Here is a 22,474-nt window from a genome sequence, read left to right as displayed (position 1 = left end):
CGTGGTCGACCGTCCTGTGCAGGACGGCAGGACGCACGAGCACGCGACGGTAGGCTTGGAGACATGGCAGCCCGCAGTCGCGACACCGAGAAGAGGCCCGGCTTCTTCCGGCAGATCAAGAGCCTGTACACGTTCACCCAGCAGACCTACTCCTGGCTGCCGTGGGTGCTCGGCGCGATCCTCGTGGTCGGCATCGCCCTCGGTGTGCTGGTCGGCTTCCTGATCCCCCCGTTCGCGGTCTGGAGCGTCATCCTCTGGGGTCTGACGGGCCTCATGTCCGGCGTCCTGGTGGCCATGATCACCATGACACGCCTGTCGACGACCGCGATGTACAAGAAGATCGACGGGATGCCGGGGGCCACCGGGCACGTGATGTCCACCGCGCTAGGCCGCAGCTGGCAGTCCGGAGACATGCCCGTCGGCGTCAACCCGAAGACGCAGGATGCCGTCTACCGTGCGATCGGCCGGGGTGGCGTCGTCATCGTCGGGGAGGGCTCTCGCGGGCGCCTGAAGCGCCTGGTCAACGAGGAGCGCTCCAAGATCCAGAAGGTCGCCCACGGCGTCCCGGTCACCGTCCTCTACGTGGGCCACGGTGACGACGACGTTCCGATCTCGAAGCTCTCCAAGACCATCAAGTCCCTGCCGCGCACGATTGACAAGGCGACGATGGCCACGGTCATCAAGCGGGTCGACTCCGTCTCGCAGTCGCTCGCGTCGCTGCCGATCCCGAAGGGGATCGACCCGACCAAGGTGCGCGCTCCGCGCCCGCGCTGAGCCGCTCGCGCTACGCGCGCACGAGCAGCGTGCTCGCGGCCTTGTCGTGGAGTCCGCGCTGGTCGGAGTCCCAGATGACCGCCGGGATCACGAGCATGAGCAGCAGCGTGCGCACCAGAGGCCGCCACACGCCCGTCCAGGCGCGGTCGATGCGCATGAGACGCATGCCGAGCAGGCGGTGGCCGGGGCTGCCGCCGATGGTCGGGATGAACACCACCTGGATCGCGAAGAAGGCGATGTTGGCCGCCAGCGGGTCGGCGAAGCGCACCCCCGTGGCGGCATCGGTGTACCCGAAGAACGCGTAGGCGATCAGCGTCGCGCTGACGAGGTCGATCGCCAGGGCGCCGACACGGCGGCCGAGCCTGGCGATGCTGCCCGCACCTTCCCTGGGAAGCCCGAGTCGCTCGCCGGGGTAGGAGTTCACGGGGGTGGCATCGGGCACCCGTCCAGCCTAGCCGGGGCGTGTAACATGCCCGAAACACGAGGGACACCGGCGGGCAATGCCGTCTGAGTACGGTCGGAACAGCCTGAGCCCGCAGGCGTGTTCGCACCGATCAGGAGACTCCATGTTCAAAGACTCATCCGAGGTGCTGGCGTTCATCAAGGACGAGGACGTCAAGTTCCTCGACATCCGCTTCACGGATCTGCCTGGTGTCCAGCAGCACTTCAACATCCCGGCCTCGACCGTCGACGAGGAGTTCTTCACGATCGGCCAGCTGTTCGACGGATCCTCCATCCGCGGCTTCGCGAACATCCACGAGTCCGACATGCAGCTGATCCCGGATGTGTCCACGGCGTACGTCGATCCCTTCCGCCAGGCCAAGACGCTGGTCATGATCTTCGACATCTACAACCCGCGCACCGGCGAGATCTACGCGAAGGACCCGCGGCAGGTGGCCAAGAAGGCGGAGAAGTACCTCGCGGCCACGGGCATCGCCGACACGGCCTACTTCGCACCCGAGGCCGAGTTCTACATCTTCGACGACGTGCGGTACGAGGTGAAGCAGAACGGGAGCTTCTACAAGGTCGACTCCGAGGAGGGTGCCTGGAACACCGGTCGCAAGGAGGAGGGCGGCAACCTCGCCAACAAGACCCCGTACAAGGGCGGGTACTTCCCGGTCTCGCCGGTCGACAAGCAGGCCGACCTGCGCGACGACATCAGCCTGCGGCTCATCGAGTCGGGCCTCCAGCTCGAGCGCGCCCACCACGAGGTGGGCACCGGCGGGCAGGCCGAGATCAACTACCGCTTCGACACGATGGTGCACGCGGCCGACGACATCCTGAAGTTCAAGTACATCGTCAAGAACACCGCCGAGGAGTGGGGCAAGGTCGCCACGTTCATGCCCAAGCCGCTGTTCGGCGACAACGGCTCGGGCATGCACACGCACCAGTCCCTCTGGCTCGACGGCAAGCCGCTCTTCTACGACGAGAAGGGCTATGCCGGTCTGTCCGACATCGCACGCTGGTACATCGGCGGCATCCTCAAGCATGCGGCCGCCGTCCTGGCCTTCACCAACCCGACGCTGAACAGCTACCACCGGCTGGTGAAGGGCTTCGAGGCGCCGGTCAACCTCGTGTACTCCGCCGGCAACCGGTCGGCGGCCATCCGCATCCCCATCACCGGATCGAACCCCAAGGCCAAGCGCATCGAGTTCCGCGCGCCGGATGCCTCGGGCAACCCGTACCTGGCGTTCGCGGCGCAGCTGATGGCGGGCCTGGACGGCATCAAGAACCGCATCGAGCCGCACGAGCCGGTCGACAAGGACCTCTACGAGCTGCCGCCTGAGGAGGCCAAGGGCATCCCGCAGGTGCCCAACTCCCTGCAGGACTCGCTCGACGCGCTCGCCGCCGACAGCGACTTCCTCCTCGAGGGCGGCGTGTTCACGCAGGAGCTCATCGACACCTGGATCGAGTACAAGCTGGAGAACGAGATCCGGCCGCTCGCGCAGCGTCCGCACCCGTTCGAGTTCGAGCTGTACTTCGGGGTCTGAGACTCACCAGCGCCCGGATCGGGGTCTTCCTGCAAGGCCCGGTCCGGGCGCTGTGTCGTGTGCGGCCGGGTCCGGATGAGCGGTCTGCGGTCACGGCGCCGCGAAGTCCCGAAGGTAGTCGTCGGAGAAGTCGGTGTGGATCTCGACCCAGAGGGGCTGGTGGTCGGACATCTGCCAGGTGCGCCAGTTCCGGAAACGCTGCAGGTCCGACTTCCGGCGGTCCGGCTTGATGCGGTCGATGTAGAGCCCGACATCGTCATCCGTGAAGACGTCCTGGTACATGTCGACCATGCCTCCGTCGAGCACCTTGAAGCGTGGATCGCGGACGCGGACGGCGATCTGATCGTAGAAGTGGCTGCGATCCGGGAACGCGGCGCCGTCGATCTGCTCCGGGACCGTGAACCCCCGGGACCTGAGCGCCTTCATCGTCTTGTGCTCGGGAGAGACGACGTTGAAGTCCCCGAGCAGGATGTAGTTCTGCGCACGCTGCGGGGTGACATTCCTGTTCTCGCGGTCCTGGCGCTGCGCGAAGAACTTCACGAGCGCCTTGATCTCGTCGATGCGGCGCTGCAGCTTCTGCCCCGTTTCGGACCCGTAGTAGATGTGCACCGTGCAGAGGTTGAAGCGGAACCAGCCCGCCTGGAACGACACGACGAACGGCGTGCGGGCGAACTGCTGACCCGTCGCAGCCGTGCCCGCGGGGACATCCGGATCGGTTTCGGTCATCGCCGCCACCAGAGCCGCTTCCTCCTCCGTCTGCGCATCCGGCGGCTTGACCGCGGCGGCAGGCATGATGAGCTGTCCCTGCGGCAGCACGATCTCACCGGCGACGTGATCGAACCACAGCTTGTCGCGGTTGAACACGAACGCCATGCGCTCGTCGTTCCCGCCGTCCGTGGTCTTCGCGTCGGTGACGATGTAGTCCCATCCCGGGCCGAGGTGTCCGACCAGGCGCGTGAAGTCCCCGAGGTGGAAGTTCACCTCCTGCAGCGCCACCAGGTCGAACGACGAAAGGATCTCGGCCAGGTAGAGGAAGGCTTCGTCGGTGCGCGGCGCCGGGTTGAACTTCGTCGCCCCGAGATCGCGGATGTTCCAGGTCGCCAAGAGGATCGACCCGTCACGCCGACGTGCACGCAGGTCGGCCAGGGACGCGCGCATCCGGAGAAGGCGTTCCGCGCATCGAAGGCGCTCCGTCTCGTCCGGGATTCGCTTCAGGTCGACGTACTGGATGGACACTGCGCACCCCGATCCGGCCCTGTCGGCCGCACACCGTCAGATGGCGGACACCGTACTCCTCGCCCACAGCGCCCGCCAGTCACGCCGCCGCCGCCGACAGCGCCGGCGATGCGATCAGGGTGGAGATGTACGAAACGGCCGCGTCGCCGCTCTTCCTCATGTGCCGGTCCGCTGACGACTGTCGCGGGCCGGCACACGCCAGCAGAGGAGCATCCATGTCCGCCGTCTCGACCCTGCCCGCCACCATCGAGGTCGCGGTGACCGCCAGCATCCGCGCGCATGCGGAGGCCGTGGACGCGCTGCACCGCGCCCGCGCCGAGCGGTCCCGCGCGGCGACCGCCCTCGAGCGCACCGCCCGGCGCCGCGATTGCGACGAGGCCGAGCGCGAGCGCCTGCGCGCGGCGTACGCCGCCGCCGACCGGCGCGTCGCCGAACGGGAGACGGAGCTGGAACAGGCCCGTGACCTGCGGCGGGCGTGGGCGGTGGTCGCACCGACGCTCGACCTGGTTCCGGCCGCTCCGGCGGCCCCCGCCGCGGACGCGCCCGCCACCGCGCGCACGGCACGCCGGCGCGCGCCGCGTCGACCCGCCCGGCGGCCGGTCGCCCGGCCCGCCTGAGCAGGACTCAGCCGTAGAAGAGCTTCTCGAACGTGCGCCGCGCGCGGCGCGCCGTGCCGAGCCAGTCCTCCTCGACCCGCGTCGCGGAGCGCGGCGGGTATCCGAGGATGCGGCCGATCCCGTCCAGCTGCCGACGGTCCGCCGGGAGCACGTCGGACGTGCGGCCGGTGAGCAGGGTGTTGGCCGACCGCAGCCGACTCGCCAGCATCCACGCGGCCCGCAGCCGCTCGGCCGCCGCCCCGGAGATCAGATCCGCGGCCTCGGCGGCCGCGAGGGCGCCCAGCGTGGATGTCGTGCGCAGGCCCTCGACGGCATGAGCGTGCTGCAGCTGCAGGAGCTGGACGAGCCACTCGACGTCGCTGAGCGATCCGGGCCCGAGCTTGAGGTGACGCGATGGGTCGGTGCCCTGCGGCAGCCGCTCGTTCTCGACTCGCGCTTTGATGCGCTTGATCTCGCGTAGGTCCTGAAGCTGCGCGGTCGCGGGATAGCGCAGCTCGTCGGCGAGCGCGGTGAAGCGGGCGATCAGGCCGGGGTCGCCGGCGATTCCGCGCGCACGCAGCAGCGCCTGCGCCTCCCACGACACCGACCAGCGCCGGTAGTACTCGGCGTAGGAGGCCAGCGACCGGACCATCGGTCCGTTGCGGCCCTCCGGGCGCAGGTCGGCGTCCAGCTCCAGCGGCACCTTGTGATCGTCCAGGTGCCCGCGCAGCTTCGAGACCAGAGCGAGGGCGCGCTCCTGAGCGCGCTGCGGGTCGCCGTCGCCCGGATCGTGCACGAACATGACGTCGGCGTCCGATCCGAATCCGAGTTCCGCGCCGCCGAACCGCCCCATCGCGATGACCGCGAACTCCATCGAGTCCTCCGCGTCCGGCGCCTCTTCGCGTCGCAGCACGGCCAGGGCGGCCTGGATCGTCACCTCCGTGACGGTGGTCAGCCCGGCGGCGACCTCGTCGATGGTGAGGACGTCCACGAGCGCGCCCATCGCGATGCGCAGCAGCTCCCGGCGGCGCATGCTGCGGATCGCGCGCATCGCATCCGTGACGCCGGCCGCACGGCGACGTATCGCGCGGGCCTCCTCGTGCAGCGCGGCGTCCGAGCGAGGACGCAGCTGCGCCTCGGCATCCAGCCACGCGACCGATTCCGGGATCCATTCCATGAGCTCGCCGATGTACCGGGATCCGGAGAGGACCCGGGTCAGCCGCTCCGCGGCGCCCGATGAGTCGCGCAGCATGCGCAGGAACCAGGGGGTGTCGCCCAGGCGCTCACTGATCCGCCGGAACGACAGCAGGCCGTGATCCGGATCCGCGCCGTCGGCGAACCAGCGGATCATCACCGGCATGAGGTGCCGCTGGATGGTGACCTTGCGGCTGATCCCCTCGGTGAGCGCACCGATGTGGCGCAGCGCGCCGGCGGGGTCTTCGAAGCCGATCGCCGCCAGGCGATCGCGCGCCTGGGAGGTCGAGAGCGCCCATTCGTCCTGCGGCAGCGCAGCCACGGCACTGAGCAGGGGCCGGTAGAACAGGCGCACATGGATGTCGCGCACCTCGCGCTTGACGGCCTCCCACCGCACCCAGAGGGCGTCGCCGGTCTCGGCGAGCCGACTGGCGCGCGCGAGCACGCGCAGGCCCTCCGGGTCCGCCGGCATGAGGTGCGTCCGCTGCAGCCCTCGCAGCTGGACCCGGTGCTCCAGCACCCGGAGGGTGCTGTAGTCGCGCGAGAAGATCGCCGCATCGGAGCGTCCGATGTACCCTTCGGCGACGAGCGCGTCGAGAGCGTCCAGCGTCCCGCGCTGGCGGATGCCGGGGTCGGCGAGTCCGTGGACGAGCTGCAGCAGCTGCACGGTGAACTCGACGTCGCGGATGCCGCCGGGGCCGAGCTTGAGCTGATGGGCAACCTCTCCCGCGGGGATGTGCTCGGTGACCCGCTCACGCATCCGCTGCACGCTGTCGACGAAATTCTCCCGGGCAGCGCTGGTCCAGATCTTCGGCTGGACCGCGGCGACGTACGCCTGGCCGAGGTCTCGGTCGCCGGCGATGGGGCGCGCCTTCAGCAGCGCCTGGAACTCCCAGCTCTTCGCCCAGCGGTCGTAGTACGACAGATGCGATTCCAGGGTGCGCACGAGCGCGCCCTGCTTCCCCTCCGGGCGCAGGTTCGCATCCACCTCCCACAGCGGCGGCTCGATCTCCATCTCCGACAGGCCGCGCATCGTCTGGACGGCGAGGCGGGTGGCGATGTCGATGACCCTGCTCTCGCCGAGCTCGGCGGCGTCCTCGTCCGCGCCCCCGACGAAGATCACGTCCACATCGCTGACGTAGTTGAGCTCGCGCGCGCCCGCCTTCCCCATGCCGATGACGGCCAGCTGCACCGCAGCCACCTGCTCACGTGGGAACAGACCGGTGGAGATGCGGGTGCGGGCGACGCAGAGGGATGCCTCCAGAGCCGCGCCGGCGGCATCGGCGAGTGCGGCCGACACGAAGGGCTGCACCTCGACCGGGTCATCGCTGAGCAGGTCGTAGACCGCGATGAGCGCCAGCATCCGCCGATACCGCACCCGCAGCGCGACGCGGGCCGACTCGTCGCCACGCTCGGCGAACCCGTCGGCCGCGCCGACGGCGTCCAGGAGCTCGGCGGTCAGGCGATCGGCCGAGGGCAGGGCGGCGCCGGCCTCCGCGAGCACCGCGAGCTCCTCCGGGTGGCGCAGAAAGAAGTCCGCGAAGCCGTGCGACGCGCCGAGCAGCGCCCACAGGGCCCGGCGCGACACCTCGTGGCCCAGCACGTCCCGGACCGCACCCGGGTCGCGGCGGAGGATGCGCAGGATGCCGCCGAGTGCGCCGTCGGGATCGGCCGCCCGCGCCGCGTCGGCGAGGATGCCATCGCGGTCGATGCCGGTCGCCGCGCTCAGCTCCTCCAGCAGCGCGGACGCCTCCGCCAGTCGGCCGAAGCCGAGGCGCGCGAGGTCCGACAGTGCGGAAGACCGGTTCTTCGCGCTCATGCGGACGATCAGAGCATCTCGAGGTTGTTCTTCAGCTCGAAGGGCGTCACCTGGGAGCGGTACTCGTTCCACTCCTTGCGCTTGTTGCGCAGCACGTAGTCGAACATCTGCTCGCCGAGCGTCTCGGCGACCAGCTCGGACTCCTCCATGTACTCCAGCGCCTGGTCCAGACTGGTCGGCAGCGGCGCGTAGCCCAGCGCACGGCGCTCCGAATCCGTGAGCGACCACACGTTGTCCTCCGCCTCCGGCGGCAGCTCGTACTCCCCCTCGATGCCCTTCAGCCCCGCCGCCAGCAGGAGCGCATAGGCGAGGTAGGGATTCGCCGCCGAGTCGAGCGCGCGGTACTCGACGCGCGACGATTGGCCCTTGTTGGGCTTGTACAGCGGCACACGCACCAGCGCGGAGCGGTTGAGGTGGCCCCAGCAGATGAAGCTGGGCGCCTCGTCGCCGCCCCACAGGCGCTTGTACGAGTTCACGAACTGGTTGGTCACCGCGGAGATCTCGTTCGCATGCCGCAGCAGTCCCGCGATGAACTGCTGCCCGATCCGGGACAGCTGGTAGCGCGCACCCTCCTCGTAGAAGGCGTTCAGATCGCCCTCGAACAGCGACATGTGCGTGTGCATGCCGCTGCCCGGCTTGCCGCCGAGCGGCTTGGGCATGAAGGTCGCGTACACGCCCTGCTCGATCGCCACCTCTTTCACGACCGCGCGGAAGGTCATGATGTTGTCGGCGGTCGCCAGCGCATCCGCATAGCGCAGGTCGATCTCGTTCTGTCCCGGGCCACCCTCGTGGTGGCTGTACTCGACCGAGATGCCGAGGTCTTCGAGCATACGCACCGATCGCCGCCGGAAGTCGTGCGCCGTGCCGCCGGGGACGTTGTCGAAGTAGCCGGCCGAGTCCACCGGCTCCGGGCCCTCCGGGCCGAACCGCGACGACTTGAGCAGGTAGAACTCGATCTCGGGGTGCGTGTAGAAGGTGAAGCCGCGCTCCCCCGCCTTGGCCAGGGCACGCTTGAGGACGTGCCGGGGATCGGCGACCGCGGGCGCGCCGTCCGGGGTCGTGATGTCGCAGAACATGCGCGCGGTCGGGTCGATCTCGCCACGCCAGGGCAGGATCTGGAAGGTGGTCGGGTCGGGGTGGGCGAGCAGGTCGGATTCGAACGTGCGGGTCAGCCCCTCGATCGCCGAGCCGTCGAAGCCCAGCCCCTCGGTGAAGGCCCCCTCCACCTCCGCGGGCGCCAGTGCCACCGACTTCAGGGTGCCGATGACGTCGGTGAACCAGAGCCGGACGAACTTGACTCCGCGCTCCTCGATCGTGCGCAGTACGAAGTCACGCTGCTTGTCCATCGCATCCCTCCGGCGCCGGCCGGACGCCGGTCTCGAAGCCAGACTAGTGGGCGGCCGTGTCCCCGCCGTCCTTCCAGTCCTTCGCGTCCTCCTCCGCCCAGGCTCGGGATCGCTGCTCGATGATCTCGGGCGCCCGCGCCGCCTCCTCGGCGGTGTCGAACGGTCCCGCGCGGTCGATGCCGAGCGACTGCGGACCATGCTCGACCTCGCCGGTCTTGAGGTTGTACCAGTACTTGTCCTCGTCGTGCGACATGGCCGTCCTCCCGCAGTCTGTGTGGCGCGTGCCTGGGTCGATCCTAGCTAGGGTGGACCCATGTCTCAGGCAGCGCGGCGTGCGGTCGGTGTCGACATCGGCGGAACGGGTATCAAGGCAGGCGTCGTGGACCTGGCCGCGGGCGATCTGGTCAGCGACCGCATCAAGGTCGCCACGCCGTCCGGCGCCGAGCCCGACGATGTGCTGCAGGCGGTCGCGCACGTGCTGCGCGATCTCGGCGTCGAGGAGGAGAAGCTCCCGCTGGGCGTCGCGTTCCCCGCGATCGTGAAGAGCGGCCGCACCCTTTCAGCGGCGAACGTGTCGCCGAAGTGGGTCGACTTCGCCGCGGAGGAGTTCTTCGAACGGGGTCTGGGCCGCGACATCCACTTCGCCAACGACGCCGATGTGGCCGGCATCGCCGAGGTGCGCTACGGCGCCGCCAAGGGGGCACGAGGCCTCACCATCCTGACGACGCTCGGCACCGGGATCGGCTCGGCGCTCATCTACGACGGGACGCTGATCCCGAATTCGGAGCTCGGGCACCTCAGCCGCACCGGGCACACCAAGGACGCCGAGGCGTATGCGGCGTACTCGGCGAAGGAGCGCGACGATCTGTCGTGGGAGAAGTGGGCGAAGCGGCTGCAGTGGTACTACAGCCACCTGGAGTTCCTGTTCTCGCCCGACCTGTTCGTCGTCGGCGGCGGCGTGTCCAAGCACGCCGACGAGTTCCTGCCGCTGCTGGATCTGAACACCCCGATCCTGCCGGCGGTGCATCGCAACAACGCGGGGATCATCGGGGCGGCTGCCCTGGCGGGCGACTGAGCACGTCCCCGCGCCTGTCGGTCCCCGAGCCTGTCGAGGGGCGAATGGGCCGGCCTGTACGCCGGGTTCTGTCCCGGGGCCGGAGCCCCTTCGACGGTCATCTCTCTCGGCGACACGTCGCCGTGCCGCTCCAGCGGCCTACCCGGGGACTCGGCGGGCCGCGTCGTCATCCCCTGTCTGGCCTTGCTCCGGGCGAGGTTTGCCGTGCGGGCCGCGTCACCGCGACCCCGGTGGTCTCTTACACCACCCTTTCACCCTTGCCACGCGGTCCCTCGGCAAGCGAGGGAACCGGGTGGCGGTCTGCTCTCTGTGGCACTGTCTCGCGGATCGCTCCGGGTGGGTGTTACCCACCGCCCTGCCCTGCGGAGCCCGGACGTTCCTCGGTGCGGTCTCCCGCCACGCGACCGTCCGGCCGACCCATTCGCACCATGATTCTAGCGGCGCCGACCGAACGGATGCCGTGGGCTCAGCTCTTCGCCGCCGACTCGTCGATCCGCAGGTCGAGGGGGAAGTCGACGGGGAACGCGCCGAAGAGCATCCGGCCCGCAGCCGCCGCCGCATCACGGACAGCCTGCGCGACCGCCTCCGCGTGGGACAGCGGCGTGTGCACGATGATCTCGTCGTGCAGGAAGAACGCGAGGTGGGGCCGCCGGTCGAACACCGGGCCGGAGGCGGGGGCCGCATCGCGCTCGTCGACCAGGGGCAGCTCGGCCAGGCGGCGCCGCAGATCGGCCAGCCACGTCAGGGCCCACTCGGCGGCGGTGCCCTGAACGACGAAGTTGCGCGTGAACCGGCCGCGGTCGCCCGCCGCCCTCCGCGCGCGGCTCTCATCGGCGACGGATGCCTCAGCGGCGGCGCCCTTCTGTCGCACCCGCATCCACGACGCGGAGGGCGGCGGCGAGGTGCGGCCGAGCCATGTGGTCACAACGCCTCCGCGCTCTCCGACGCGTGCGGCATCATCGACCAGCGCCATCGCGGCCGGGTAGGCCCTGCGCAGCCGCGGCAGCAGCCTGCCGCTGTCGCCGGTGGTGGCGCCGTACATCGCCCCGAGCATCGCCACCTTCGCGTCGGCGCGCGAGCCGACCGTGCCGTCGGCCACGACACCCGCGTACAGGTCTGCCCCGCGCGCGGCCTGCGCCAGGCTCCGGTCGTGCGCCATGGCGGCGAGCACCCTCGGCTCCAACTGCGCGACGTCGGCGACCACCAGCGCCCAGCCCGGATCGGCACGCACCGCCGCCCGCAGCTGCCGGGGAAGCTGCAGCGCGCCGCCGCCGGATGACGCCCACCGACCGGTCACCACGCCCGCGGGCACGTAGACCGGCCGGAACCGCCCATCTCGGACCCACTCCTCCAGCCACGCCCAGCCGTTCGCGCTGAGCAGCCGCGCAAGCCTCTTGTACTCCACGAGGGGCGCGATCGCCGGGTGGTCGTGCCGGGCGAGTTCCCACCTGCTGGTCGACTCCACCATGATCCCCGCGCGATGCAGCGCCCGCAGCAGCTTCGGCTGCGAGTCCAGACTGACTGCCGGATCGCCCAGGGCCGCGCGCACCCGGTCGGCGGCCTCCTGCACGTGAGCCGGCGGCCCGCCGCCGGGCGGTCGCTCGCCCAGCACGGTGGTGAGGATCGCATCGTGAGCGGCGACATCCCACGGCAGCCCGGCCGCACGCAGCTCCGCCGCGATCAGAGCGCCGGCGCTCTCGGCGGCGACCAGCAGGCGCAGCCGCGCCGACGCGGACGCCTGTCCGAGCGCCTCGCGCTGCCGTGCGAATTCGGCGACCGCCTCCTCCAGCAGGTCCGGCGGACCGGCCGGGTCGGGTGCTTCCAGCTCGAACAGCGCGGCCTCCGGCGGTGCGTGCGCGACCGCTCCGGCATCCCACTGGACGGCCGCCCGCAGCTCCGCCGCCTCGGACACGAGCGAACTGTCGCGCAGGATCGCGTGCACGAGCCGCAGGTCGTGGCATCGCGCGAGCCGCACCCCGGCGTCCAGCAGCGCCGCGTACCACGTCGGCGTGTCGCTCCAGACCCAGCGGGGCGCGGCATCCCGTTCCATATCGCGGACGAACTCCGCGAACCCCCCGTCGACCGCGACCCGGTCCCGCTGTGCGCCGGCTGCATCGAGCGTGATCGCGGCGATGCCGTCGGAGGTCCTTCCGACGACGACCCAGGTCGCCTCAGGCGCCGATGACGCCGTCATCCCGCCCGCGCCCCGCGGCTCGGCAGCTCACAGCCCGGATTCCTCGGTGCGCACCAGGATGCACCCGCACTCGGGGCACGTGAGCACGGCGTCGTCAGGTGCCTGGCGGATCGCCTGAAGATCGGTGCCGGACAGCACCATGCGGCATCCCTCGCACGTCTGTCTGCGCAGGAGCGCGGCACCGGCGCTGCGCGCGGCGAGGCGCTCATAGAGGGCCAGCAGCTCGGCGGGCACGGTGGCCGCCACGGCGGCACGGTCGCGCGTCGCCGCCTCGAACTGGGCGGTCGCGGCGGCCACCGCGTCCTTGCCCTCGGCGCTCAGACGCGCCCCCTCGTCGTTGGTCAGCGCGATCAGCGCCTCCTGCGCCGCGACCTGCGCATCGGCCTCTTCGAGCCGCTCCATGAGCTCGAGCTGGGCGTCCTCGAGATCGCTCTTGCGTCTGGCGAGCGAGGCGAGCTCGTGCTCGAGCCCCTGGGCGTCCTTCGGGCTGGTCACCGTCTGCAGAAGCTGCGCATCGCGCTCCGCGCGCGCATCGACGACCGCGACGTCTGATTCGACCCTGGCCAGCTCGGCCCTGATGTCATCGCGCGCTCCGAGCCGGGTCGCGAGCTCCTGCGACTGCTGCTGCCGCTGCGCCAGCAGCTCCTGCACGCGGGCGGCCTGCGGCGGATTGCTCCGCGCGTGATCGGCCTGCCTCAGCCGGGCGTCGAGGTCGGCGATGTCGAGCAGGATGCGCTGTTCGGCGGGGCTGGCGTTCACGCCTCCAACCTATCGCGGCGTCCCGACGACGCGGCCGCCGCCGGCCGCTCATAGACTGAACCGGTCAGGGCCTTTAGCTCAGCTGGCAGAGCAACTGGTTTACACCCAGTAGGTCGTCGGTTCGATCCCGGCAGGGCCCACCGCAGCGTCATGATCGTCCGCGGACGATCTCTGCGTCGGGGGCCGCCTCACGGTGAGGCGCCCTCGACTCGGGTGACCAGAAGCTCCGCGACGTCGTCGATCGCCATCTCGATCCGTCCGCAGACGCGCGGATTGAGCAGAAGCGTGCCGTCGAAGTCGCCCGAGGACGCGAAGACGGCGACCGGGAGGGTCATGGCCTGGAAGAAGCCGAAGAGCGGCCGAAGCGCGTGCTCCAGAACCAGGGCGTGATGGTCTCCCCCGCCGGTCGCGACCAGCAGCACCGGCTTGTTCGCCAGCGCGTACTGGTCGATCAGGTCGAAGAAGTGCTTGAACAGTCCCGTGTACGAGCCGCGGAAGACGGGACTCGCCGCGATCAGCAGGTCGGCGTGCTCGACCTCCCGCAGCGCCGCCTCCACCGCGGGATCGATGCCCTCCCGCTCCACGGCGCCGGTGAAGGCCGGACCGAGCCGGTAGACATCGACCCGAGCGTCGGCGACGTCGACGAGCCGCCGACCGAGCACGTCACGCAGCGTCTGCAGCACGGCGTCGACCAGGCCCATGGTCTTGGACTTCTCACTCGGACTGCCGTTGACCACGGCGACACGCAGCCCGCGGTGCTCGCCCGCCTCAGCACGGGCGAGATCCGCGGATCGACGTTCCACGGTGCTCGCCGTCGGTGCCTCGATCATGCGGCATCCTCCGCGGGCGCGGCGACCTCCCGGCGCAGCACCGGCGCGACCTCGGTGCCGAGCAGCTCGATCGTCGACAGCACGTCCCGCTGCGGCATCCCGCCGAAGCCGAGCTGGACGAGCGCGCGGTCCACACCGTAGAGGTGGTGGTAGGTCATGAGCTTGTCGATGACCTCCTGCGGGCTGCCCACCAGAAGACCGGCGTTCGGCGACGCCTGGGCATCGAAGGCGACTCGAGGAATCCCCACGCCGCGACCCCGCTGATGATTGTTGTCGATCATGCCCCGGGCGAAGTGCGGGTACATCGTGTCGCGCGCCTCCTGGCTGGTGCGACCCACGTAGCCGTGCAGGTTGATGCTGGTGCGCAGGGCAGCCGGATCGTGCCCGGCCTCCGCTGCGGCCGCACGATACAGATCGACGGTCTCAAGGTGCTGCGCGATCGGCCCGAGCAGCAGCGCCAGCGCCATCGGCAGTCCGAGGCGCCCGGTGCTGATCGCCGAGGCCCGGGTGCCGCCCACACCGACCCAGATCGGCAGCTCCTCCTGCACTGCACGCGGTCCGATGTCCGCATCGCGCAGCGCCGGACGCAGCCGTCCGGCCCAGGTGAGGGGATTGCGGTCGCGGATCGCCAGCAGCAGATCGAGCTTCTCCCGGAACAGATCCGCGTAGTCGGCCAGGTCGTAGCCGAACAGCGGGAAGGACTCGGTGTAGGAGCCGCGGCCGGCGATGATCTCCGCCCGCCCACCGGAGAGCTGGTCGAGGGTGGCGAACTGCTCCCACACCCGCACCGGATCATCCGAGCTGAGCACCGTGACGGAGCTGGTCAGACGGATGCTCTCCGTCGCCGCGGCCGCCGCCGCGAGGACGACCGCCGGCGCAGAGCCGACGAAGTCGGTGCGGTGGTGCTCACCGACGCCGAAGAGGTCGAGCCCGACCTGATCGGCGAGTCTGGCCTGCTCGATCGTGTCGCGCACGCGCTGTCGGGCCGTCGGCACCGCACCGGTGGCCCTATCGGCGGTCAGTTCCAGGAACGTCATGTGCCCGATCTCGAATGCGGGCCGCTGCGCGGAGGCGACCGCGCCCCCTGCGTGAAGGGTCTCGGTGTGGTTCATGCTTGCCTCTCCTCTCGGATCGGAGCGTCGTGCGACGCCGCCACGAGGTGCAACTGTCTGCGCAGACAGTTATTCCCTCCGGCTCGCAGAAAGCTGTCTGAGCAGGCACCTGTTGGGTTAGATTCGATCCGTGGCCGCACCGCGCTTGACCGGTCTGGAGGACGAAGCCTGGCAGGGCTTCCTCTACACGCACGATCGGCTCTGGAAGGAGATCGAGGCCGGCCTGGCCCGGTCGCAGGTCAGCATGGCCGAGTACAGCGTCCTGGCGCTGCTGGCCCGGGCCGGTCGGGACGGCATGCGCATGTCGGATCTCGCCCGGCACCGGTTGATGTCCACCGGCGGGCTCACGCGTCTGGCGGATCGGCTCGAAAGGCGAGGCCTCATCCGTCGCGACCCGACTCCGGACGACAAGCGCGGATTCGTCTCCGTGCTCACACCGGAGGGGCGCACCGTGCTGCGCAGGGCGTGGCGACGCCACCATCTCGACCTGCGCCGGCTGTTCTTCGACCGGCTCGACGCGAAGGATCTGGCTGATCTGGCGCGCATCTGGGCCAAGCTCGCGCCCGACCCGGACGACACCGCTCGCGACCAGCCGACGCGGTGAGCGTGCCGCCGATCAGATGGCGGCGATCGCCTCGCGATAGGCGCCGATCGGACGGCTGGTGCCCGGCTGGGCGACGACGACCGAGCGGACGACCCCCTCTCGATCGATGAGGAAGCTCGCCCGATCGGCGACGCCGCGATCGCGCAGGAACACGCCGTACGCGCCCGCCACCTCTCCGTGCGGCCAGAAGTCCGAGACGAGATCGAAGCGATAGCCCTGCTGTGCGGCCCACGCGCGGAGCGCGTGCGGGCTGTCGACCGAGATGCCGACGACCCGCACCGATGCGTCCTCGAAGACGGGAAAGTCGTCGCGCAGGGCGCACAGCTCCTCCTGGCATCGCGGGGAGAAGGCCAGCGGGAAGAACACCAGCATCACCGGGGAATCGCGCCATGCCTCGCTCAGCGTGAGGTGCCCGCCCGCCGCAGTCGGAAGGGTGAAGTCCGGCGCCTGATCGCCGATCTCGATCGTCATGACGACATCCTCGCATCCGGGTCGCATTCGGGGCACGGCACGGTGGACTATGGCTAGGCTGAAGGCGGTCTCCGTTGTCGTACGCCGACAAACGGGCTGCACCCGCCTCCCTGTCCCTCTGGCACGATCTGCCAGCCGACGAAAGGTCTTCCGTGACCGTCCACGACCAGGATCCGTACTCCCAGGGCCCACTCGACAGCGATCCGGACGAGACCGCCGAATGGCAGGAGTCGCTCGATCAGCTGGTGGCGGCCAAGGGACCCGGTCGCGGCCGCGAGATCATGCTGAGCCTGCTCCAGAAGTCGAGCGAGCTGCAGCTGAACGTCCCGCAGGTGCCCACCACCGACTACATCAACACCATCGCCCCCGAGAACGAGCCCGCCTTCCCCGGCGATGAGGAGCTGGAGCGCCGGTATCGTCGCTGGATCCGCTGGAACGCCGCGATCACGGTGCACCGCGCCCAGCGCCCGGGCATCGGCGTGGGGGGCCACATCTCCACCTACGCCTCCTCGGCCTCGCTCTACGAGGTCGGCTTCAACCACTTCTTCCGGGGCCTGGACCACCCGGGCGGAGGCGACCAGGTCTTCATCCAGGGCCACGCCTCCCCCGGGATCTACGCACGGTCCTTCCTCGAGGGCAGGCTCACCGAGGCACAGCTCGACGGCTTCCGTCAGGAGAAGTCGATGGCGCCCGACGGCATCCCGTCCTACCCGCACCCGCACCTGATGCCGGACTACTGGCAGTTCCCGACGGTGTCGATGGGCCTCGGCCCGATCAACGCGATCTACCAGGCCCTCACGAACAAGTACCTGACCAACCGCGGCATCAAGGATCTGTCCGAATCGCGCGTGTGGGCCTTCCTCGGCGACGGGGAGATGGACGAGGTCGAGAGCCGGGGCCAGCTGCAGATCGCCGCGAACGAGGGACTGGACAACCTGACCTTCGTCGTCAACTGCAATCTGCAGCGGCTGGACGGGCCCGTGCGCGGAAACGGGAAGATCATCCAGGAGCTGGAGAGCTTCTTCCGCGGGGCGGGGTGGAACGTCATCAAGGTCGTCTGGGGCCGCGGCTGGGACACCCTGCTGGACAAGGATGTCGACGGGGCGCTGGTCCACCTCATGAACACGACACCCGACGGCGACTATCAGACGTATCGCGCCGAGGACGGCAAGTACATCCGCCAGCACTTCTTCGGCCGGGACGAGCGCACCCTGGAGCTGGTCGAGGACTGGTCGGACGAGGCGATCTGGAGCGACCTGCGCCGCGGCGGCCACGACTACCACAAGGTCTACGCGGCCTATAAGACGGCGGTCGAACACAAGGGTCAGCCCACCGTCATCCTCGCCAAGACCATCAAGGGGTACGGCCTGGGACATCACTTCGCCGGGCGCAACGCCACGCACCAGATGAAGAAGATGACCCTCGAAGACCTGAAGCAGTTCCGCGACGGGATGCGCGTGCCGATCTCGGATGCGCAGCTGGAGGAGAATCCGTATCTCCCGCCCTATTACAATCCGGGCCTGGAGGACGAGACGGTCCAGTACATGCTCGAACGCCGGCGCGAACTGGGCGGCTTCCTGCCCGAGCGGCGCACCACTCACGTGCCGATCGCACTGCCGGACGACGCCGCATACGCCCAGCCGAAGAAGGGCTCGGGGACGCAGGAGATCGCCACCACGATGGCCTTCGTGCGCCTGCTGAAGGATCTTCTGCGCGCCAAGGACTTCGGGCACCGGATCGTGCCGATCATCCCCGACGAGGCGCGCACGTTCGGCATCGACGCGTTCTTCCCCACTGCCAAGATCTACAACCCGCACGGGCAGAACTACACCTCGGTCGACCGCGAGCTGCTCCTGGCGTACAAGGAGAGCCCGCAGGGGCAGATCATGCACGTCGGCATCAACGAGGCCGGCGCGGCCGCGGCCTTCACCGCCACCGGCACAGCCTATTCGACACACGGCGAACCGCTCATCCCGGTGTACATCTTCTACTCGATGTTCGGGTACCAGCGCACGGGCGACGCCTTCTGGGCCGCCGGCGACCAGATGACCCGCGGGTTCGTCATCGGCGCGACCGCGGGTCGCACAACGCTCACCGGCGAGGGCCTGCAGCACGCGGACGGCCACTCGCACCTGCTGGCATCGACGAACCCGGCCACGGTCGCCTACGATCCGGCGTACGGCTACGAGATCGCGCACATCGTCCGCTCGGGCCTCGACCGGATGTACGGCGGCGAGCACCCGGACCCGGACGTCATGTACTACCTCACCGTGTACAACGAGCCGCTCGTGCAGCCGGCCGAGCCTGAGGACGTGGATGTCGACGGCATCATCCGCGGCATCCATCGCGTCTCCGCGGCCTCCGGCGAAGGCCCGCGCGCCCAGCTCCTCGCCTCCGGCGTGGGAGTGCCGTGGGCCCTCGAGGCCCAGCAGCTGCTGGGCGACGACTGGGGCGTGCAGGCGGACGTCTGGTCGGTCACGTCGTGGTCCGAGCTGCGCCGCGACGGCCTGGCCGCCGACGAGCACAACTTCCTGCACCCCGATCAGGAGCCTCGCACCGCGTACGTCACCGACAAGCTCCGGGGCGCCTCCGGTCCGGTCGTCGCCGTGAGCGACTTCATGCACGCCGTGCAGGACCAGATCCGGCCGTGGGTTCCGAACCGCTTCGCCACCCTCGGCGCCGACGGGTTCGGCTTCTCGGACACGCGCGCGGCGGCGCGGCGCTTCTTCAAGATCGACGGTCCGTCGATCGTGGTGCGCACCCTGCAGGCGCTCGCCGACGACGGAGTCGTCGACCGCGGCCTGGCAGCGCAGGCGATCGACAGGTACCGACTGCACGACGTGAACGCCGGCACGACCGGCAACGCGGGCGGCGAGAGCTGAGACCGTGTCGTCGCCGGCGCCGATGGACAGGGAGGAGACGCTCGCGTGGCTGCGTCGCATCTCCGGCGACCTGGCCACAGCGACGCTCCGCCGCCTGGAGGAGTCGCTCCCCTGGTACGCGGAGATGCCGCCGGCGCGGCGGTCCTCGGTGGGGCTGGTGGCTCAGGCCGGCATCACCTCCTTCATCCAGTGGTACGACGATCCCGAGTCGACGCCCTGGATCGCGGCCGACATCTTCGCGGCAGCGCCCCGGGAGCTGCTGCGCAGCGTGAGCCTGCAGCAGACGCTCCAGCTGATCCGCGTCACCGTGGAGGTCACCGAGGAGCGCGTGGCGGGCAAGGGCGAGCACCTGCGCGAGGCCATCCTGCTGTACTCGCGCGAGGTCGCCTTCGCAGCGGCCGACGTCTACGCGCGCGCCGCCGAGGCCCGTGGACTGTGGGATGCGCGCCTGGAGGCTCTGGTCGTGGACTCGATCCTCACGGGCGAGACCGACGAGGAGCTTCCGAGCCGGATCGCCGCCTTGGGCTGGCACGGCCACGGCGAGGCGTGCGTGCTGGTGGGCACCACTCCCCCGCAGTTCGATGTCGATCAGCTCCGGCGCGTGGCGCGAAAGCTCGGCGTGGACGTGCTCATCGGGGTGCAGGGCTCACGCCTGGTCGTCGTGATCGGACGCGCTCAGCCCTCCGGCCGCCCGGGCGAGGAGGCGTCTGCAGAGCTGTCGTTCCCCGAGATCGCGCGCCAGCTCGAGCCCGGCTTCGGCGACGGCTACCTCGTCATCGGACCACCGGTCGCGGCCCTGGTCGACGCGAGCCAGAGCGCGCGCGCGGCGCTGGCCGGATTCGCGGTCGCCCGAGGGTGGCGCAATGCGCCGCGACCGGTCGAAGCCGACGACCTGCTGCCCGAGCGCGCCCTCGCCGGCGACCCGCTCGCCCGGCAGACCCTCGTGGAGCGGATCTACCGTCCGCTGCTGGCGCACAGCGCCGACCTCGTCGCGACGCTGTGGAGCTATCTCGACAACGGCCGCTCGCTGGAGGCGACCGCGCGCGAGCTCTTCGTGCACCCCAACACCGTCCGCTATCGACTCAAGCGGGTCTCGGACGTCATCGGGTGGGATGCCACCGGTCCCCGCGAGGCGCTGATCCTGCAGACCGCGCTGATCCTCGGATCCATCGGACCGGCCGAGGTCCGGCGGCGCCCCGCGCCGGTGCGCCGGACACACGCGACAGAGCGCAGCCATTGAGGGGAGAATGACAACGATGCCGCGGATTCTTGTGACAGGTTCCACCAGTGGGGGCTTCTCGATGATTGGCAGGATGGAAGAGTGATCGTCGTCGTCTGCCCGGGACAGGGCGCTCAAACACCGGGGTTCCTCGCCCCATGGCTCGAGCTCGATGGAGCGCGTGACCGTCTCGGGGAGTACTCCGAAGCCGCGGAGGTCGACGTCATCGAGCACGGCGTGCACTCCGATGCCGCGGTGATCCGAGACACGAGCATCGCGCAGCCGCTCATCGTGGCCGCGAGCCTGCTCACCTGGCACGCGCTGCAGGACCGCATCACCGCCGGGGCGGTCCGCGGCATCGCCGGCCACTCGGTCGGAGAGATCGCCGCACTCGCGGGCGCGGGCGTCCTCACCGACGACGATGCGATGCGCTTCGTCGGAATCCGGGGCCGCGCGATGGCCCACGCCGCCGCATTCGAGATCACCGGGATGAGCGCCGTCCTCGGCGGTGTCGAGGACGTGGTGCTCGCCCGCATCGATGATCTGGGACTGACGGCGGCCAATCGCAACGGGGGCGGGCAGATCGTCGCGGCGGGCGGCATCGGGCAGCTCGATCAGCTGCGTCAGGAGCCGCCGCAGGGAGCGCGTGTCATTCCGCTGCAGGTCGCCGGCGCGTTCCACACGGTCTTCATGGACTCCGCGGTCGACAGGCTCCGGCGGGCGGCCGCTGAGATGCTGACCGCCGATCCCGAGATCGACCTGTGGACCAACCGCGACGGGTCGCTGGTCACCTCCGGCCGCGACGCGCTCGACCTGGTCGTCGGCCAGGTCGCCTCGCCCGTGCGCTGGGATCTGTGCATGCAGTCGTTCGCCGAGCATCGCGTGACCGGGATCATCGAGATGGCGCCCGCGGGCACCCTCGTGGGCCTGGCCAAGCGCGCACTGAAGGGCGTGCCCACCGTGGCCGTCCGCGCGCCCGCCGACCTCGAGGATGCTGTCGCGCTCATCGCAGGAGACCGCTCGTGAGCGGGGCGCTGCGGCAGCGGACCGGTCCCGCGCACACGCGCATCTACGCGTACGGGGCCGCGCGCGGCGAGAACTCCGTGCCCAATGACGACCTCGTCGGTCCGATCGACTCGAGCGACGAGTGGATCCGGCAGCGCACCGGGATCATCACGCGGGTGCGCGCCGACAAGGATACCGACGCGATCGACCTCGCCTCCGATGCGGCGGCCGAGGCGATCTCGCGGTCCGGGATCGATCCGGCCCAGGTGGACGCGGTCATCGTCGCGACGATCAGCAACCCCAAGCAGACGCCCTCCGTGTCGGCCATCGTCGCCGACCGCGTGGGCGCGAACCCGGCGGCCGCCTACGACCTCAACGCCGCCTGCGCGGGCTTCGCCTACGGCATCGCGCAGGCCGACGCCCTCATCCGCGCGGGCTCGGCCCGGTACGCCGTGGTGGTCGGTGCGGAAAAGCTCAGCGACGTCGTCGACCCGACGGACCGCAGCATCTCGTTCCTGCTCGGCGACGGCGCCGGCGCGGCGGTCATCGGCCCCAGCGAGACGCCCGGCATCGGGCCGACCGTCTGGGGATCGGACGGTTCTCGCGCCGACGCGGTCGGGATGAACGCCACCCTCACCCAGTTCCGCGACGGGGAGGTCCCGTGGCCCACCCTCCGACAGGAGGGTCCCACGGTGTTCCGGTGGGCGGTGTGGGAGATGGCCAAGGTCGCACGCCAGGCCCTCGAGGAGGCGGGCGTGGAGGCATCCGACCTCGCGGCCTTCATCCCCCACCAGGCGAACATGCGCATCATCGACGAGTTCGCCAAGCAGCTCAAGCTCCCCGACTCGGTCGTCATCGCCCGTGACATCGAGACCACCGGCAACACGTCGGCCGCCTCGATCCCGCTCGCGACGCATCGGTTGCTCGAGGAGCACCCCGAGCTCAGCGGCGGCCTGGCACTGCAGATCGGCTTCGGCGCCGGCCTCGTCTTCGGAGCCCAGGTGGTCGTGCTGCCGTGACCGGCCCGATCGCGACTCTAGACTGAACTGCGGCCCCGGCCGAAAGACCCATCGAAACCCCGATCACACAGAACAGGGAGAAACCATGGCACTCACCAACGACGAGGTCCTCGCCGGACTCGCCGAGCTGATCACGGACGAGACCGGCATCTCGGCCGACGAGGTCGCGCTCGAGAAGTCGTTCACCGACGACCTCGACATCGACTCGATCTCCATGATGACCATCGTGGTCAACGCGGAGGAGAAGTTCGGCGTCACCATCCCGGACGACGAGGTCAAGAACCTCAAGACCGTCGGCGACGCCGTCACCTACATCACGTCGAACCAGGCGTGACTCCGCTGCGGGCG

At 70.1% G+C, this 22,474-nt stretch carries 20 protein-coding genes, 1 tRNA gene and 1 other RNA gene; 11 read left to right on the top strand and 11 right to left on the bottom strand.

Annotated elements, in window-relative coordinates:
* Window positions 1–63 precede the first annotated feature (63 nt).
* On the top strand, window positions 64–774 hold the full coding sequence (locus ACIWQI_RS06840) for a DUF4191 domain-containing protein (RefSeq protein ID WP_396656391.1): 711 nt from the start codon (window positions 64–66) through the stop codon (window positions 772–774).
* 10 nt (window positions 775–784) lie between these two features.
* On the opposite strand, the gene ACIWQI_RS06835 is transcribed toward ACIWQI_RS06840, so the two are convergent.
* Complete coding sequence (locus tag ACIWQI_RS06835; protein ID WP_396656390.1) at window positions 785–1,216, bottom strand: RDD family protein; 432 nt, start codon at window positions 1,214–1,216, stop codon at window positions 785–787.
* Window positions 1,217–1,340: 124 nt separating this feature from the next.
* Between ACIWQI_RS06835 and glnA the strand changes: the two genes are divergently transcribed.
* Window positions 1,341–2,765, top strand: a complete 1,425-nt coding sequence (gene glnA, locus ACIWQI_RS06830; RefSeq protein WP_396656389.1) for a type I glutamate--ammonia ligase — start codon at window positions 1,341–1,343, stop codon at window positions 2,763–2,765.
* A 90-nt stretch (window positions 2,766–2,855) separates the two neighbouring features.
* On the opposite strand, the gene ACIWQI_RS06825 is transcribed toward glnA, so the two are convergent.
* Window positions 2,856–3,923: an endonuclease/exonuclease/phosphatase family protein gene (locus ACIWQI_RS06825; protein WP_396656388.1), complete on the bottom strand. Its 1,068-nt coding sequence runs from the start codon at window positions 3,921–3,923 to the stop codon at window positions 2,856–2,858.
* Window positions 3,924–4,216: 293 nt separating this feature from the next.
* Here ACIWQI_RS06825 and ACIWQI_RS06820 point away from each other — a divergent pair, with 293 nt between their 5' ends.
* The gene (locus ACIWQI_RS06820; protein WP_396656387.1) at window positions 4,217–4,618 is read left to right on the top strand and encodes a hypothetical protein; all 402 of its coding nucleotides are present in this window, start codon (window positions 4,217–4,219) and stop codon (window positions 4,616–4,618) included.
* A 7-nt stretch (window positions 4,619–4,625) separates the two neighbouring features.
* Here the strand turns inward: ACIWQI_RS06820 and ACIWQI_RS06815 are convergent, their stop codons facing one another.
* From ACIWQI_RS06815 to ACIWQI_RS06805, 3 genes are read right to left on the bottom strand one after another with little or no spacing between them, the layout of a single operon-like run.
* Window positions 4,626–7,610 carry a bifunctional [glutamine synthetase] adenylyltransferase/[glutamine synthetase]-adenylyl-L-tyrosine phosphorylase gene (locus tag ACIWQI_RS06815; RefSeq protein ID WP_396656386.1) on the bottom strand — a complete coding sequence of 995 codons (2,985 nt, stop codon included), beginning with the start codon at window positions 7,608–7,610 and terminating at the stop codon, window positions 4,626–4,628.
* An 8-nt stretch (window positions 7,611–7,618) separates the two neighbouring features.
* Entirely contained in the window at window positions 7,619–8,956 is a 1,338-nt protein-coding gene (locus ACIWQI_RS06810; RefSeq protein ID WP_396656385.1) for a glutamine synthetase family protein, read from the bottom strand.
* 43 nt (window positions 8,957–8,999) lie between these two features.
* Window positions 9,000–9,209: an SPOR domain-containing protein gene (locus tag ACIWQI_RS06805; RefSeq protein WP_396656384.1), complete on the bottom strand. Its 210-nt coding sequence runs from the start codon at window positions 9,207–9,209 to the stop codon at window positions 9,000–9,002.
* A gap of 60 nt (window positions 9,210–9,269) precedes the next feature.
* Here ACIWQI_RS06805 and ppgK point away from each other — a divergent pair, with 60 nt between their 5' ends.
* On the top strand, window positions 9,270–10,031 hold the full coding sequence (gene ppgK, locus ACIWQI_RS06800; protein ID WP_396656383.1) for a polyphosphate--glucose phosphotransferase: 762 nt from the start codon (window positions 9,270–9,272) through the stop codon (window positions 10,029–10,031).
* Between the two features lie 41 nt (window positions 10,032–10,072).
* Here ppgK and rnpB read toward each other — a convergent pair.
* From rnpB to ACIWQI_RS06785, 3 genes are all read right to left on the bottom strand, one after another.
* An RNA gene (rnpB, locus tag ACIWQI_RS06795) (RNase P RNA component class A) lies at window positions 10,073–10,451 on the bottom strand.
* A 46-nt stretch (window positions 10,452–10,497) separates the two neighbouring features.
* Window positions 10,498–12,225 carry a bifunctional 3'-5' exonuclease/DNA polymerase gene (locus ACIWQI_RS06790; RefSeq protein WP_396656382.1) on the bottom strand — a complete coding sequence of 576 codons (1,728 nt, stop codon included), beginning with the start codon at window positions 12,223–12,225 and terminating at the stop codon, window positions 10,498–10,500.
* Between the two features lie 27 nt (window positions 12,226–12,252).
* Window positions 12,253–12,984, bottom strand: coding sequence for a zinc ribbon domain-containing protein (locus tag ACIWQI_RS06785; RefSeq protein ID WP_396656381.1), 732 nt, complete (start codon window positions 12,982–12,984; stop codon window positions 12,253–12,255).
* 67 nt (window positions 12,985–13,051) lie between these two features.
* On the opposite strand from ACIWQI_RS06785, the gene ACIWQI_RS06780 reads away from it, so the two are divergent.
* Window positions 13,052–13,124, top strand: a tRNA-Val gene (locus ACIWQI_RS06780).
* A gap of 48 nt (window positions 13,125–13,172) precedes the next feature.
* Here the strand turns inward: ACIWQI_RS06780 and ACIWQI_RS06775 are convergent.
* Window positions 13,173–13,814 carry an NAD(P)H-dependent oxidoreductase gene (locus tag ACIWQI_RS06775; protein WP_396656380.1) on the bottom strand — a complete coding sequence of 214 codons (642 nt, stop codon included), beginning with the start codon at window positions 13,812–13,814 and terminating at the stop codon, window positions 13,173–13,175.
* Window positions 13,811–14,926, bottom strand: a complete 1,116-nt coding sequence (locus ACIWQI_RS06770) for an LLM class flavin-dependent oxidoreductase (protein ID WP_396656379.1) — start codon at window positions 14,924–14,926, stop codon at window positions 13,811–13,813. Before ACIWQI_RS06770 ends, ACIWQI_RS06775 begins: the two co-directional genes overlap by 4 nt.
* 130 nt (window positions 14,927–15,056) lie before the next feature.
* Here ACIWQI_RS06770 and ACIWQI_RS06765 point away from each other — a divergent pair, with 130 nt between their 5' ends.
* On the top strand, window positions 15,057–15,530 hold the full coding sequence (locus ACIWQI_RS06765; RefSeq protein ID WP_396656378.1) for a MarR family winged helix-turn-helix transcriptional regulator: 474 nt from the start codon (window positions 15,057–15,059) through the stop codon (window positions 15,528–15,530).
* Window positions 15,531–15,542: 12 nt separating this feature from the next.
* Here the strand turns inward: ACIWQI_RS06765 and ACIWQI_RS06760 are convergent, their stop codons facing one another.
* The gene (locus ACIWQI_RS06760) at window positions 15,543–16,001 is read right to left on the bottom strand and encodes a peroxiredoxin (RefSeq protein ID WP_396656377.1); all 459 of its coding nucleotides are present in this window, start codon (window positions 15,999–16,001) and stop codon (window positions 15,543–15,545) included.
* Between the two features lie 152 nt (window positions 16,002–16,153).
* On the opposite strand from ACIWQI_RS06760, the gene aceE reads away from it, so the two are divergent.
* The 5 genes from aceE (at window position 16,154) to ACIWQI_RS06735 (ending at window position 22,460) form a co-directional block, all read left to right on the top strand.
* The gene (gene aceE / locus ACIWQI_RS06755; RefSeq protein ID WP_396656376.1) at window positions 16,154–18,883 is read left to right on the top strand and encodes a pyruvate dehydrogenase (acetyl-transferring), homodimeric type; all 2,730 of its coding nucleotides are present in this window, start codon (window positions 16,154–16,156) and stop codon (window positions 18,881–18,883) included.
* A 22-nt stretch (window positions 18,884–18,905) separates the two neighbouring features.
* Window positions 18,906–20,123 carry a PucR family transcriptional regulator gene (locus tag ACIWQI_RS06750; RefSeq protein ID WP_396656375.1) on the top strand — a complete coding sequence of 406 codons (1,218 nt, stop codon included), beginning with the start codon at window positions 18,906–18,908 and terminating at the stop codon, window positions 20,121–20,123.
* Between the two features lie 81 nt (window positions 20,124–20,204).
* Window positions 20,205–21,128: an ACP S-malonyltransferase gene (locus ACIWQI_RS06745; RefSeq protein WP_396656374.1), complete on the top strand. Its 924-nt coding sequence runs from the start codon at window positions 20,205–20,207 to the stop codon at window positions 21,126–21,128.
* On the top strand, window positions 21,125–22,126 hold the full coding sequence (locus ACIWQI_RS06740; RefSeq protein ID WP_396656373.1) for a beta-ketoacyl-ACP synthase III: 1,002 nt from the start codon (window positions 21,125–21,127) through the stop codon (window positions 22,124–22,126). The genes ACIWQI_RS06745 and ACIWQI_RS06740 overlap by 4 nt, the downstream gene beginning before the upstream one ends.
* An 85-nt stretch (window positions 22,127–22,211) precedes the next feature.
* Complete coding sequence (locus ACIWQI_RS06735) at window positions 22,212–22,460, top strand: acyl carrier protein (RefSeq protein WP_396656372.1); 249 nt, start codon at window positions 22,212–22,214, stop codon at window positions 22,458–22,460.
* Window positions 22,461–22,474 lie beyond the last annotated feature (14 nt).

Source organism: Microbacterium sp., assembly GCF_044508325.1.
Taxonomy (GTDB): Bacteria; Actinomycetota; Actinomycetes; order Actinomycetales; family Microbacteriaceae; genus Microbacterium.
Note: the sequence above shows the minus strand (reverse complement) of the source record. Positions and strands in the feature narration are given on the sequence as shown.

Excerpts from the sequence above, each read along its gene's own strand:
- ACIWQI_RS06840 (WP_396656391.1), top strand. The coding sequence starts at position 64 with ATGGCAGCCCGCAGTCGCGACACCGAGAAGAGGCCCGGCTTCTTCCGG.
- glnA (WP_396656389.1), top strand. The coding sequence starts at position 1,341 with ATGTTCAAAGACTCATCCGAGGTGCTGGCGTTCATCAAGGACGAGGAC.
- ACIWQI_RS06825 (WP_396656388.1), bottom strand. The coding sequence starts at position 3,923 with ATGCGCGCGTCCCTGGCCGACCTGCGTGCACGTCGGCGTGACGGGTCG.
- ACIWQI_RS06820 (WP_396656387.1), top strand. The coding sequence starts at position 4,217 with ATGTCCGCCGTCTCGACCCTGCCCGCCACCATCGAGGTCGCGGTGACC.
- ACIWQI_RS06815 (WP_396656386.1), bottom strand. The coding sequence starts at position 7,610 with ATGAGCGCGAAGAACCGGTCTTCCGCACTGTCGGACCTCGCGCGCCTC.
- ACIWQI_RS06810 (WP_396656385.1), bottom strand. The coding sequence starts at position 8,956 with ATGGACAAGCAGCGTGACTTCGTACTGCGCACGATCGAGGAGCGCGGA.
- ACIWQI_RS06805 (WP_396656384.1), bottom strand. The coding sequence starts at position 9,209 with ATGTCGCACGACGAGGACAAGTACTGGTACAACCTCAAGACCGGCGAG.
- ppgK (WP_396656383.1), top strand. The coding sequence starts at position 9,270 with ATGTCTCAGGCAGCGCGGCGTGCGGTCGGTGTCGACATCGGCGGAACG.
- ACIWQI_RS06790 (WP_396656382.1), bottom strand. The coding sequence starts at position 12,225 with ATGACGGCGTCATCGGCGCCTGAGGCGACCTGGGTCGTCGTCGGAAGG.
- ACIWQI_RS06775 (WP_396656380.1), bottom strand. The coding sequence starts at position 13,814 with ATGATCGAGGCACCGACGGCGAGCACCGTGGAACGTCGATCCGCGGAT.
- ACIWQI_RS06770 (WP_396656379.1), bottom strand. The coding sequence starts at position 14,926 with ATGAACCACACCGAGACCCTTCACGCAGGGGGCGCGGTCGCCTCCGCG.
- ACIWQI_RS06760 (WP_396656377.1), bottom strand. The coding sequence starts at position 16,001 with ATGACGATCGAGATCGGCGATCAGGCGCCGGACTTCACCCTTCCGACT.
- ACIWQI_RS06750 (WP_396656375.1), top strand. The coding sequence starts at position 18,906 with ATGGACAGGGAGGAGACGCTCGCGTGGCTGCGTCGCATCTCCGGCGAC.
- ACIWQI_RS06735 (WP_396656372.1), top strand. The coding sequence starts at position 22,212 with ATGGCACTCACCAACGACGAGGTCCTCGCCGGACTCGCCGAGCTGATC.